The sequence below is a fragment of the Pseudomonas vranovensis DSM 16006 genome (genome assembly GCF_000425805.1).
GTDB classification, from domain to species: domain Bacteria; phylum Pseudomonadota; class Gammaproteobacteria; order Pseudomonadales; family Pseudomonadaceae; genus Aquipseudomonas; species Aquipseudomonas vranovensis.
This window is the reverse complement of sequence record NZ_AUED01000003.1, coordinates 108,816-121,650: the sequence shown is the minus strand read 5'-3', so window position 1 is coordinate 121,650 and position 12,835 is coordinate 108,816. Positions and strand designations below refer to the sequence as shown.

The following is a 12,835-nucleotide window of genomic DNA, read 5'->3' as shown; positions in this document are numbered from 1 at the left end:
CATGACTACCCCACTTGCAAAATCCGTTACCACGTCCGCCACCGCCGTCGACCAGAGCCTGCTCTATCCCTCGCCGTACAAGGAGTTCTGGCACGCGTTCTCGCGCAACAAGGGCGCCGTGGCCGGGCTGATGTTCATGAGCCTGATCGTGTTCTGCGCGCTGTTTGCACCCTGGGTGGCACCGCACAATCCCAGCGAGCAATACCGCGACTTCCTGCTGACCCCGCCGGTATGGCTCGAAGGCGGCAACTGGCAGTTCATCCTGGGTACCGACGAGCTGGGCCGCGACCTGCTCTCACGGTTGATCCAGGGTTCGCGCCTGTCGCTGCTGATCGGCCTGTCTTCGGTGGTGATCTCACTGATTCCGGGGATCTTCCTGGGCCTGTTGGCCGGGTTCTTCCCGCGTATCCTCGGTCCTTCGATCATGCGCCTGATGGACGTGATGCTGGCCCTGCCCTCACTGCTGCTGGCGGTGGCCATCGTCGCCATCCTCGGCCCAGGCCTGATCAACACCGTGATCGCCATCGCCATCGTCTCGTTGCCCTCCTATGTGCGCCTGACTCGCGCCGCGGTAATGGGCGAACTGAACCGTGACTACGTCACCGCCGCACGCCTGGCCGGTGCCAGCCTGCCACGCCTGATGTTCGTCACCGTGCTGCCCAACTGCATGGCGCCGCTGATCGTCCAGGCCACCTTGAGCTTCTCCTCGGCGATCCTCGATGCTGCGGCCCTGGGCTTCCTCGGCCTGGGCGTGCAGCCGCCGACCCCTGAGTGGGGCACCATGCTGGCCTCGGCCCGCGACTACATCGAACGCGCCTGGTGGGTAGTGAGCCTGCCTGGCCTGACCATTTTGCTCAGCGTGCTGGCAATCAACCTGATGGGCGACGGACTGCGCGATGCGCTGGACCCGAAACTCAAGAATGCCGCCTGAGGAGATCGCCATGTCACTTCTGCAAATCAAGAACCTCAATGTGCGCTTTGGCGACGCCAACGCGGTGCCAGTGGTCGATGGGCTGGACCTGAGCGTCGACGAGGGCGAGGTCCTGGCCATCGTCGGCGAATCGGGCTCGGGCAAATCGGTGACCATGATGGCGCTGATGGGCCTGATCGATGCTCCCGGGCGCATCACCGCCGACGCCCTGACGTTCGACGGCACCAACATGCTTACCCTCAGCGGCCGCCAGCGGCGCAAGGTGGTGGGCAAGGATATGGCCATGGTCTTCCAGGACCCGATGACCGCCCTCAACCCCAGCTACACCGTGGGCTTCCAGATCGAGGAAGTCCTGCGCCAGCACCTGGGCCTGCGCGGCAAGGCGGCTCGCCAGCGCGCCCTGGAGCTGCTCAAGAAAGTCGAGATCCCGGCAGCCGAAAGCCGCCTGGATGCCTACCCCCACCAACTCTCCGGTGGCATGAGCCAGCGCGTGGCCATTGCCATGGCCATCGCCGGCGAGCCCAAGCTACTGATCGCCGATGAACCGACTACCGCCCTGGACGTGACTATCCAGGCGCAGATCATGGAGCTGCTGCTCAACCTGCAAAAAGAACAGAACATGGCCCTGATCCTGATCACCCATGACCTGGCCGTGGTTGCCGAGACCGCCAAGCGGGTCTGCGTGATGTATGCAGGCCAGGCCGTGGAAGTCGGCCAGGTGCCGGAGCTGTTCGATGTACCCGCCCACCCCTACAGCGAAGCGCTGCTGGCAGCGATCCCCGAGCACAGCGAAGGCGCCGAACGCCTGGCCACCCTGCCCGGTATCGTCCCGGGCCGCTACGACCGCCCGCAAGGCTGCCTGCTGTCGCCGCGTTGCCCATATGTACAGGACAACTGCCGCCGGCAACGCCCGAGTCTCGATCCCCAGGCCTATAGCCAGGTCCGTTGTTTCTACCCGCTGAACCAGGAGGTGGCGTAATGACCGTCGTTCTTACCGCCCGTGAACTGACACGTCACTACGAAGTCTCCCGTGGCCTGTTCAAGGGTCATGCCCTGGTGCGCGCACTCAACGGCGTGTCGTTCGAGCTTGAGGCTGGCAAGACCCTGGCCGTGGTCGGCGAGTCCGGCTGTGGCAAGTCGACCCTGGCCCGTGCCCTGACCCTGATCGAGGAGCCCTCCTCGGGCTCGCTGAAAATTGCCGGGCAGGAAGTGGCCGGGGCCAACAAGGCCGAGCGCAAGCAACTGCGCAAGGATGTGCAGATGGTCTTCCAGAGCCCCTATGCCTCGCTCAACCCGCGGCAGAAGATCGGCGACCAGCTGGCAGAACCGCTGCTGATCAACACCACGCTGTCCAAGGCCGAGCGCCGCGAAAAGGTCCAGGCCATGATGCAACAGGTCGGCCTGCGCCCGGAGCACTACCAGCGCTACCCGCACATGTTCTCCGGGGGGCAGCGCCAGCGCATCGCCCTGGCGCGGGCGATGATGCTGCAGCCCAAGGTACTGGTGGCCGATGAACCGACCTCGGCGCTGGACGTATCGATCCAGGCCCAGGTGCTGAACCTGTTCATGGACCTGCAGAAGGAGTTCAACACCGCCTATGTGTTCATCTCCCACAACCTGGCAGTAGTGCGCCATGTGGCCGACCAGGTGCTGGTGATGTACCTGGGTCGGCCGGCCGAGATGGGGCCCAAGGAGGACATCTACAACAAGCCCCTGCACCCGTACACCCAGGCGCTGCTGTCGGCCACCCCGACCATCCACCCCGACCCGCTCAAGCCGAAGATCAAGATCGCCGGTGAGCTGCCCAACCCGCTGGACCCGCCGCCGGGTTGCGCCTTCCACAAGCGCTGCCCGTATGCCACCGAGCGCTGTTCGGCCGAGGAGCCGGCGTTCCGGCAGGTAGGCACGCGGCAAGTTGCCTGCCACTACGCCGAGCAGTTCCTGTAGAAGCGGGCCTTGCCCCGCGAGAGCGATGTCACTGACACACCGCTATCGCGGGGCAAGGCTCGCTCCCACTGCTCCCCACTTGACCGGCGAACCACCGCCCATCACTATCGATACATGATCCCCGACCCTATCTCCGACGGCCCGGAACAGACACCGGAAACAGCCACCACCGTGCTGCGTTATCACCTGTGCTGGAAGCATCGCGACCTGGACGGGGTAATGGCCTTGTATCACCCCGATATCCAGTACAACGACTACTTCCAGAACCGCGTACTGCACTTCGATGAGTTGCGTGAATATGTACGCGTGAGCATGCCGCGCGAAGTCGATGAGGATATCGTCCACAGCGACCGCATCCGCGTCGATGGCTGCACCGCATTCATCCAGTACCAGGTCACCCTGCGCGGCGGCGAGGGGCTGGTCGCCTTCCAGTCCAGCGAGGCCATCACCGTGCGCGACGGCCTGGTCTGGCGGGTCAACGAATACGCCTCGCTGGTGCGCGAAGCCAAGCCAGAATCCAGCCCGGGCGATGCGCGCCCGACCATGAGCCGCCTGGGGCTGTCACCCCGGCAACTGAGCTCCATGGCCCAGGACCTGGAGCAGTACTTCCAGCGCCAGCAACCCTACCTCGACCCCGAACTCGACCTGCAACGCGTCGCCCGCGAGAGTGGCTACAGCCGCAACCAGATTTCCTACCTGCTCAACCAGGTGCTGGGCCAGAGCTTCTACCGCTACGTCAACCAGGCACGCCTGCATCACTTGCTCAACGGCCTGGAGCAAGCGCCCGCCACCAGCAAGATCGACGACTTGGCCTTTGCCGCCGGTTTCAATTCGCTCTCGGCGTTCTACAAGTGTTTTCGCCAGCACACCGGGCTCTCGCCCAAGGCCTGGGTGAAGCAGAATTCTCTGCGTGCACGCAGCTAAGACAACACCCCCCGCCAGCTTCTAGGATCGCCACAGACCGTAACGGATGTGGAGCCGAACACAATGCAGCCCTGGCGCAAGATCAGCCTTTGGATGGACCAGCTGGATGAGACACTGAGCACGCGTCCGGCCTTGCACCAGGACCTGGACGTGGATGTCTGCATCATCGGCGCCGGCTACACCGGGCTGTGGACCGCCTACTACCTCAAGCTGCACGCCCCGCACCTGGACATCGCCATTGTCGAGGCCAACATCGCAGGCTTTGGCGCCTCCGGTCGCAATGGCGGCTGGCTGATGGGCAATATGCTCGGTGAAGACCGCTTGCTGGCCGCCAGTTCCCCCTTGCAGCGGCGCGCCTCCTACGACCTGCTACATGGCATTCCCGATGAAGTGCAGCGTGTACTGACGCTCGAAGGCATCGACTGCGACTACCGCAAAGGCGGCGTGCTGTATTGCGCGGCACGCTACCCTGAGCAGGAAACCACCCTGCGCAGCTACCTCGACAAACTCTACAAGCAAGGCTTGACCGAAGCCGACTACCGCTGGATGAGCCCGGCGCAACTGGCCGCCCAGCTGCGTATCAGCAAACCCTACGGCGCCATTTTCAATCCCAATGTCGCCACCATCCAGCCGGCCAAACTGGTGCGTGGCCTGGCCCGCACCGTGGAACGCATGGGCGTGCGCCTGTACGAAAACAGCCCGGTGACCGACTGGCGCGCTGGCGAGGTGCGCACCGCACAGGCACGCATCAAATGCCAATGGCTGGTACCGGCGGTCGAAGGCTACTCGGTCAACCTGCCGCCACTTGGGCATTACCAGATGCCGGTGCAGAGCCTGCTGGTGGCCACCGAACCGCTGCCAGAACACGTCTGGGAAAAGATAGGCCTGAACCAGGGCCAGGCGTTCAGTGAAAACAGCCGCCAGGTCACCTACGGCCAGCGCAGCGCCGACAACCGCCTGGTGTTCGGCGCCCGTGGCGGCTACCGCTTTGCTGGCCGGCTGCGGGAAAACTTCGACCTGACCGAAAGCGAAATCGAGCTGCGTCGCTACTTGTTCGGCGAGCTGTTCCCGCAGCTCAAGGACATCGCCATTACCCACGCCTGGGGTGGCAACCTGGGCATGGCCCGGCGCTTCCAGCCGCACATGCTCTGTGACCGCAAGCAAGGCATCGCCCTGGCCGGTGGCTACGGTGGCGAAGGCGTAGGCGCCAGCGCACTGGGTGGGCGCACCCTGGCCGAGCTGATTCTGGAGCGGCGCAGCGAGTTGACCGAGCAACCCTGGGTTCACCCCGACAGCACCCTGTCCAGCCTCAAGGGCTGGGAGCCCGAGCCCTGTCGCTGGCTGGGCTACAACGCCATCATCAAGAGTTTCGTCCATGAGGACCAGACCCTCGCCAACCCTGCCAGCGCTCCTTGGCGCCGGCGCCTGGCCAGCGGCGTGGCGGACTTCATGGAAGGTTTCATGCACTGACTTTTCGTTCCCCCTGAACAGGACCACTGGTATGAGCATTACCCAGTTCAAGAACACCGACACTGCCGTGCTGCAAGAATCCAATCCGGTTGCCGTGCCGCTCGGCGAGCCGGTGTCGATTGCCTCGGTGACCGCCGTCGAGCGCAGCGATGGCGTCGAAACCGGCATCTGGGAATGCACCCCGGGCCGCTGGCGCCGGCAGATCGTCCAGCAGGAGTTCTGTCACTTCATCAAAGGCCGCTGCACCTTCACCCCTGACGGTGGTGAACCGCTGACCATCGAAGCCGGCGACGCTGTCATGCTGCCGGCAAACAGCACCGGGATCTGGGACATCGAAGAAACCGTGCGCAAAACCTATGTACTGATTTTCTGATCATTCGATCGCCTGCCTCCTTCGATAAAAACAGACAAAGCAAGGAATCCAGACATGCGCCCATTGCTCTTCGCACCCCTCTTGCTGGCGGCGTCCTTCGCCCAGGCGGCCGATTCGGTGAAAATCTACAACTGGTCCAGCTACATTGCCCCGGACACCTTGAAGAACTTCCAGCAAGCCAGCGGCATCGTGCCGACCTACGACGTGTTCGACAGCAACGAAACCCTCGACGGCAAGCTGATGACCGGCAACTCCGGTTACGACGTGGTGTTTCCCTCCAACCACTTCATGGCCCGGCAAATCCAGGGCAAAGCGCTGAAAAAGCTCGACAAGAGCCAACTGCCCAACTGGCAGAACCTCAACCCGGTGCTGCTCAAGGCCCTGGAAGTGAACGACCCGGGCAACCAGTACGGCTTCCCGTACCTGTGGGGCAGTACCGGCATCGGCTACAACATCGACAAGGTCAAGGCGGTGCTGGGCGACAATGCACCGGTGGATTCCTGGGACCTGATCTTCAAGCCCGAGTACATCAGCAAGCTCAAGAGCTGCGGCGTCGCGGTGCTGGACAACGGCCCCGAACTGCTGCCGATTGCCCTGCACTACCTGGGCCTGCCGCACCACAGCCAGGACCCGAAGGACTACGAAAAAGCCAAGGAACTGCTGATGAAGGTGCGCCCGTACATCAGCTACTTCCATTCGTCCAAGTACACGGGTGACCTGGCCAATGGCGATATCTGTGTGGTGGTGGGTTTCTCCGGCGACGTTCTGCAGGCCAAGAACCGTGCAGAAGAAGCCAAGAACGGCGTGAACGTGGGTTACTCGATTCCCAAGGAAGGCGCACCGATGTGGTTCGACATGGTTGCCATGCCGGCCGACGCACCGAACGAGAAAGCGGGTTACGCCTACATGAATTACCTGCTGCAGCCAGAGGTGATGGCCAACATCAGCAACCATGTGCAGTACGCCAACGGCAACCTCAAGGCTGACACCCTCGTGGACCCGGCCCTGAAGGCCAACACCATGATCTACCCGAGCGACGAAATGCTCGGCAAGCTGTATGCGCTGGAGGCAATGCCGGCCAAGATCGACCGCATTCGCACGCGACTCTGGACCAGTATCAAGGCAGGGAACTGAAATGATCGCGGGGCAAGTCGAGACGTCGCACCGCCGCTCCTACCGTAGGAGCGGCGGTGCGACGTCTCGACTTGCCCCGCGATGCTTACAACTTAGTGATGTTCGCGAGTGGCGCGGAACTTCACATCCGGCCAGCGCTCTTCCATCAGCGCCAGGTTGACCCGGGTCGGGGCCAGGTAGGTCAGGTGACCACCGCCGTCGATGGCCAGGTTTTCCACGGCCTTGTTCTTGAATTCCTCAAGCTTCTTCTTGTCGTCACAGCTGATCCAGCGCGCGGACCAGACCGTGATCGGCTCGTAGGCGCATTCGACCTTGTATTCTTCCTTCAGGCGGCTGGCGACCACATCGAACTGCAGCACACCGACGGCGCCGAGGATAATGTCGTTGCTGCGCTCGGGGAAGAACACCTGGGTCGCACCCTCTTCGGCCAACTGCTGCAGGCCCTGGCGCAATTGCTTGGACTTGAGCGGATCCTTCAGGCGCACGCGGCGGAACAGTTCCGGCGCAAAGTGCGGGATACCGGTGAAGCCCAGGGCTTCGCCTTCGGTGAAGGTGTCGCCGATCTGGATGGTGCCGTGGTTGTGCAGACCGATGATGTCGCCCGCCCAGGCTTCTTCCAGCTGCTCACGCTCGGAGGAGAAGAACGTCAACGCGTCGCCGATGCGCAGGTCCTTGCCGGTGCGCACGTGGCGCATCTTCATGCCCTTTTCGTAGCGGCCGGAACAGATACGCATGAAGGCGATACGGTCGCGGTGCTTGGGGTCCATGTTCGCCTGGATCTTGAACACGAAGCCGCTGAACTTCTCTTCGGTCGGCTCGACGCTGCGCTCGTTGGCAACCCGTGGCAGTGGCCGTGGTGCCCAGTCGACCACGGCATCGAGTACATGATCGACACCGAAGTTGCCCAGGGCGGTACCGAAGAACACCGGCGTCAGCTCGCCGCGCATGAACTCGCCCTGGTCGAATTCGTGGCAGGCGCCCTGTACCAGTTCCAGTTGCTCGAGGAAGCGATCGTACTCATCACCCAGGTGGGCGCGGGCTTCGTCGGAGTCGAGCTTCTCGATGATCTTCACCTCGGTACGCTCGTGGCCGTGGCCCGGGGTGTAGACGATGATGTAATCGCCAGAGAGGTGGTAAACACCCTTGAAATCGCGGTAGCAACCAATCGGCCAGGTGATCGGCGCGGCCTTGATCTTCAGGACTGCTTCGATTTCGTCGAGCAGCTCGATCGGGTCGCGGATGTCACGGTCGAGTTTGTTGATGAAGCTGACGATCGGCGTATCACGCAGACGGCACACGTCCATCAGGGCGATGGTCCGTGGCTCGACCCCTTTACCGCCGTCGAGCACCATCAGTGCCGAGTCGACCGCGGTCAGGGTGCGGTAGGTATCTTCAGAGAAGTCTTCGTGGCCCGGGGTGTCGAGCAGGTTGATCATGTGCTCGCGATAGGGGAACTGCATCACCGAGGTAGTGATGGAGATACCACGCTGCTTCTCCATTTCCATCCAGTCGGAGGTGGCATGGCGGTCGGACTTTCGCGATTTCACCGTACCGGCGACGGCAATGGCCTTGCCCATCAGCAGGAGCTTTTCGGTGATGGTGGTCTTACCCGCATCGGGGTGGGAAATGATGGCGAAGGTGCGGCGTTTCGCGACTTCGGCGGCCTGGTTGGTCATGGGAAATCGCCTGGCAGGTGATTCAAAAAGGGCCAGTATCATACCCGAAGTCGCACCGGGACCAAAGTCCGTGCTCCGGACGGTCGTTCAATACGCTTTGCACGGCAAGCTGATCGGAATGACGACTATCACTCTGGTTCGAGGTCGCGAAAACCCTGGAGCAGGACAGGCTCACGACCAGGTATCCGCGCAACAAGCTCCAGTGTCCCCCCCATGGCTTCGATGTAGCCACGCAAGGTGGAAATGAGCATATCGGTGCGCTTCTCGACCTTGGACACATTTGCCTGCTTGATCTCGAGAAGATCGGCCATGGCCTCTTGAGTGAGATGCAACTCTTTGCGCAAGGCTTGCAGAGTCATGTGGTGCTGGATCACTTCATGGCCGCGCTGTTCGATCTTCTGTCTACGCCCTTGTGGGAGCGAATTCATCACCTGATCAAGTGACTTGCCCATTGCTTTACTCTCCTGGCACATGAACATTGACGCTTTGCATGAACATACCCTTAAGAGACTATCCCCTGAAGAGAATATTTTTTCGCCACTCATCCGGCTCCGATCAATACATCACCGAAGCGCCAAATACCGGGGCTTTGCGCACGATGCCCCTGAACGTTTCGTCGGCATTTTCTGCCTCACTGCAGTTCCGTCTGGGCAATGAACACTGGCCAAATGCCGCTTCAGATGGGAACCTTTACGGCTGTGGAGGCGTCCACTCCCCTGATTCGCAATCGGTTTTTACCATTCGTCAGGGGTAGTTTCACCGGCAACACGAGCCTGACGAGGCTTCGCTTATGGCGTGTTTCGCTCCGCTCTCGGACAGCGCGCTGCTTATCGCGATCACACTGCCTGCCGCCTGGAATGGTGGCCGCCACGGGAGTGTGCTCGCCGACAACAAAAGGAGTCCGCCTGTGGCTAAAAGCTATGGCAAGGGGCTGATGGGATGTGCCTTTGTGCTCGTCATCCTGGCCCTGCTGATCCACTGGATCGGCATTGATACGATCGCGCACTATCGCGCCGATCTATGGTTCTACCTGCAAGCACACCTGATGCTGGTGTTGCTCTCGATGGTGGCGGCCTTGGCCGTGGGTATACCCGCTGGCATTGCCTTGAGTCGACCGCACAGGGTCGACCGCGCCGAACGTTTCATGCAGTTTTTCAACATTGGCAACACCATCCCCCCCCTGGCCGTTCTGGCCATTGCCCTGAGTTTCCTGGGCATTGGCGCAGGCCCTGCGATCTTCGCGTTATTCCTCGCCTCCCTCCTGCCTATCGTGCGCAACACATACGAAGGCCTTAAAAACGTTCCCGCCTCGCTCAAGGAAACTGCCACCGGTATCGGCATGACGCCCCGTCAGTGCCTATGGCGTGTCGAGCTGCCCAACGCCGTGCCAATCATCGTCGGCGGTGTACGAGTAGCCCTGGCGATCAACGTCGGCACCGCGCCACTGTCGTTCCTGATCGGTGCCAACAGCCTCGGCAGCCTGATCTTCCCCGGCATTGCCCTGAACAATCAGCCGCAATTGCTGCTGGGCGCTGCCTGCACCGCCCTGCTTGCCCTGTTGCTTGACGCCCTGGTGGCCCAAGGCAGCCGGCGTTGGCTCGAACGCGGCCTGGCCCACTAAGCGAAGGAACTCCAATGAAAAGAATCGCCTTGTTACTGGGCGCGGCCCTGCTGTTCTCGGGATTTGCCCAGGCCGCCACAAAACCTGTGATTCGCCTCGGCGCGCGGGTGTTCACCGAACAGACTGTGCTGGCGGAAATCACCGCGCGGTACCTCAACCAGAACGGTTTTGATGTACGCATCACCGGCGGCCTGGGCAGCAACCTGGCCCGCAGTGCCCATGAAACCGGCCAGTTGGATATGGTCTGGGAATACACCGGGGTTTCGCTGGTGTCCTACAACCACATTGAAGAGCGCATGCCCAGCGCTGCGGCTACTTACGCCAAGGTCAAGGAACTGGATGCGAAGAAAGACCTGATCTGGCTGGCACCCTCGAAGTTCAGCAACACCTACGCCCTGGCCCTGCCACGCAACGTCGCCGAGCAGTACCCCCAGGTGACCAACATCAGCCAGTTGAACCAGGTGCTGCGCGATGAGCGCGAACGCAACCATGTGGTGGCCCTGGACACCGAGTTCGCCAACCGCCCCGATGGCCTGGTCGGCCTCACCGAAACCTATGACCTGCAACTGACCCGCCGCAACATTCGCCAGATGGACGCCGGCCTGGTCTACACCGCGCTGCGCAACGGCCAGGTGTTCAGCGGCCTGGTCTACACCACAGACGGCCGCCTCAGCGCCTTCGACCTCAAACTGCTCGACGACGACAAGCACTACTTCCCCGACTACACCGCAGCACCGGTGGTACGCAAGGAAGTGCTGGACGCCCACCCGCAATTGGCCACCCTGCTCAAGCCGCTGGCCGAGCAACTGGACGATGAAACCATGCGCCAGCTCAACGCCAAGGTCGACGTCGAGCACCAGAGCCCCGGCAAGGTTGCCGACGAATACCTGCGCCAGCACCCACCTGCACAGGAGCAGCCATGAATATGCTCGATACCTTCGTTCACCTGGACTGGGCCCAGGTCCTGCACCTGACCTGGCAGCACATCACTCTGGTCGGCATCGCGGTCAGCCTGGCCATTCTGATCGGTGTGCCATTGGGCATCCTGATGACCCGTTTCCCGGCCCTGGCCGGCCCCCTGCAGGCCAGCGCCACGGTGCTGTTGACCATCCCCTCGATCGCCCTGTTCGGCCTGCTGCTGCCGTTCTATTCCAAGTTTGGCCAGGGGCTTGGCCCCTTGCCGGCGATTACCGCGGTGTTCCTTTATTCACTGCTGCCGATCCTGCGCAACACCTACCTGGCGCTGACCAACGTCGAGCCCGGTATCCGTGAGGCCGCGCGCGGCATCGGCATGACCTTCGGCCAGCGCCTGCGCATGGTCGAACTGCCCATCGCGGTACCGGTGATTCTCGCCGGCGTTCGCACCGCCGTGGTGATGAACATCGGCGTCATGACCATCGCCGCGACCATCGGTGCCGGTGGCCTGGGCGTCCTCATCCTTACTTCCATCAGCCGCAGCGACATGTCGATGCTGCTGGTCGGCGCCGTACTGGTGAGCCTGCTGGCCATCATCGCCGACCTGCTGCTGCAAATCCTGCAACGTGCCCTGACTCCAGAAGGACTGCGCAAATGATCGAACTCCAGAACCTGAGCAAGACCTTTCACGCCAATGGCAAAGACGTCAAAGCCGTCGACTCCGTAAGCCTGACCGTCAACGAAGGCGAGATCTGTGTGTTCCTCGGCCCGTCCGGCTGCGGCAAGAGCACCACGCTTAAAATGATCAACCGCCTGATCGCGCCAACTTCCGGCAAGGTGCTGATCAATGGCGAAGACACCACCGGCCTGGATGAAGTGACCCTGCGTCGACGTATCGGCTATGTGATCCAGCAGATCGGCCTGTTCCCCAACATGACCATCGAGGAAAACATCACGGTGGTCCCGCGCCTGCTGGGCTGGGACAAGCAGAAGTGCCATGACCGCGCCCGCGAGTTGATGAGCATGATCAAGCTCGAACCCAAGCAGTACCTGCAACGCTACCCACGGGAACTCTCCGGCGGCCAGCAACAGCGCATCGGCGTGATCCGCGCCCTGGCGGCCGAAGCACCGCTGCTGCTGATGGACGAACCCTTCGGCGCGGTCGACCCGATCAACCGCGAGATGATCCAGAACGAATTCTTTGAAATGCAGCGAGCGTTGAACAAGACCGTGATCATGGTCAGCCACGACATCGACGAGGCCATCAAGCTGGGCGACAAGATCGCGATTTTCCGCGCTGGCAAATTGATCCAGCTCGACCACCCCGACACCCTGCTGGCCCACCCGGCCGATGACTTTGTCAGCAACTTCGTTGGCCAGGACAGCACCCTCAAGCGCCTGTTGCTGGTACGCGCCGAAGATGCCGCCGACAATGCGCCGTCGGTGAGCCCCTCCACACCGGTGGCTGAAGCGCTGGAACTGATGGACGAAAGCGACCGCCGCAACGTCGTGGTCACTGACGGACAGAACAAGGCCCTGGGGTATGTGCGCCGTCGTGACCTGCACCGTCAGCAGGGCACCTGTGCCGACTTCCTGCGCACCTTCAATGCCACGGCTTCGCACGATGAGCACTTGCGTATCCTGCTGTCGCGAATGTACGAGTTCAACCGTTCGTGGTTGCCGGTGCTCGATGCCGAACAGGTGTTTCTGGGGGAGGTAACGCAGGAGTCGATTGCCGCCTACCTGAGTTCCGGACGCTCGCGCGGGGGCAAGACCAGCATCGTGTCACCGGCTGAAGCCGTCGCCTGATGCGGAAGCCATTGCGGGGCAAGCCCGCTCCTATG

The 12,835-nt window shown here is 62.1% G+C and carries 13 protein-coding genes; 11 read left to right on the top strand and 2 right to left on the bottom strand.

Annotation, left to right across the window (positions count from 1 at the left end):
- The first annotated feature begins 1 nt into the window (after position 1).
- The 7 genes from H621_RS0107560 to H621_RS0107530 all read left to right on the top strand — a co-directional run bounded on the left by H621_RS0107560 (position 2) and on the right by H621_RS0107530 (position 6,779).
- Positions 2 to 931: an ABC transporter permease subunit gene (locus tag H621_RS0107560; protein WP_028942797.1), complete on the top strand. Its 930-nt coding sequence runs from the start codon at positions 2 to 4 to the stop codon at positions 929 to 931.
- Positions 932 to 941: 10 nt separating this feature from the next.
- Positions 942 to 1,910, top strand: coding sequence for an ABC transporter ATP-binding protein (locus tag H621_RS0107555; protein ID WP_028942796.1), 969 nt, complete (start codon positions 942 to 944; stop codon positions 1,908 to 1,910).
- Complete coding sequence (locus H621_RS0107550) at positions 1,910 to 2,878, top strand: peptide ABC transporter ATP-binding protein (protein WP_028942795.1); 969 nt, start codon at positions 1,910 to 1,912, stop codon at positions 2,876 to 2,878. Before H621_RS0107555 ends, H621_RS0107550 begins: the two co-directional genes overlap by 1 nt.
- 114 nt (positions 2,879 to 2,992) lie before the next feature.
- Positions 2,993 to 3,802: an AraC family transcriptional regulator gene (locus H621_RS0107545; protein ID WP_028942794.1), complete on the top strand. Its 810-nt coding sequence runs from the start codon at positions 2,993 to 2,995 to the stop codon at positions 3,800 to 3,802.
- A 63-nt stretch (positions 3,803 to 3,865) separates the two neighbouring features.
- Positions 3,866 to 5,272, top strand: coding sequence for an NAD(P)/FAD-dependent oxidoreductase (locus H621_RS0107540; protein ID WP_028942793.1), 1,407 nt, complete (start codon positions 3,866 to 3,868; stop codon positions 5,270 to 5,272).
- A gap of 31 nt (positions 5,273 to 5,303) precedes the next feature.
- A complete protein-coding gene (locus H621_RS0107535) occupies positions 5,304 to 5,645 on the top strand; it encodes a cupin domain-containing protein (protein WP_028942792.1) in 342 nt (113 codons plus the stop codon).
- Positions 5,646 to 5,699: 54 nt separating this feature from the next.
- On the top strand, positions 5,700 to 6,779 hold the full coding sequence (locus tag H621_RS0107530; protein WP_028942791.1) for a polyamine ABC transporter substrate-binding protein: 1,080 nt from the start codon (positions 5,700 to 5,702) through the stop codon (positions 6,777 to 6,779).
- A gap of 92 nt (positions 6,780 to 6,871) precedes the next feature.
- Here the strand turns inward: H621_RS0107530 and H621_RS0107525 are convergent, their stop codons facing one another.
- A complete protein-coding gene (locus H621_RS0107525; protein WP_028942790.1) occupies positions 6,872 to 8,455 on the bottom strand; it encodes a peptide chain release factor 3 in 1,584 nt (527 codons plus the stop codon).
- A 128-nt stretch (positions 8,456 to 8,583) separates the two neighbouring features.
- Complete coding sequence (locus H621_RS0107520) at positions 8,584 to 8,907, bottom strand: XRE family transcriptional regulator (protein ID WP_028942789.1); 324 nt, start codon at positions 8,905 to 8,907, stop codon at positions 8,584 to 8,586.
- A gap of 455 nt (positions 8,908 to 9,362) precedes the next feature.
- Here H621_RS0107520 and H621_RS0107515 point away from each other — a divergent pair, with 455 nt between their 5' ends.
- From H621_RS0107515 to H621_RS0107500, 4 genes are read left to right on the top strand one after another with little or no spacing between them, the layout of a single operon-like run.
- Positions 9,363 to 10,076: an ABC transporter permease gene (locus tag H621_RS0107515; protein WP_028942788.1), complete on the top strand. Its 714-nt coding sequence runs from the start codon at positions 9,363 to 9,365 to the stop codon at positions 10,074 to 10,076.
- Positions 10,077 to 10,090: 14 nt separating this feature from the next.
- A complete protein-coding gene (locus H621_RS0107510) occupies positions 10,091 to 10,999 on the top strand; it encodes a glycine betaine ABC transporter substrate-binding protein (RefSeq protein WP_028942787.1) in 909 nt (302 codons plus the stop codon).
- Entirely contained in the window at positions 10,996 to 11,649 is a 654-nt protein-coding gene (locus H621_RS0107505) for an ABC transporter permease (protein WP_028942786.1), read from the top strand. Before H621_RS0107510 ends, H621_RS0107505 begins: the two co-directional genes overlap by 4 nt.
- A complete protein-coding gene (locus H621_RS0107500; protein ID WP_028942785.1) occupies positions 11,646 to 12,800 on the top strand; it encodes an osmoprotectant ABC transporter ATP-binding protein OsmV in 1,155 nt (384 codons plus the stop codon). Before H621_RS0107505 ends, H621_RS0107500 begins: the two co-directional genes overlap by 4 nt.
- Positions 12,801 to 12,835: the final 35 nt, after the last annotated feature.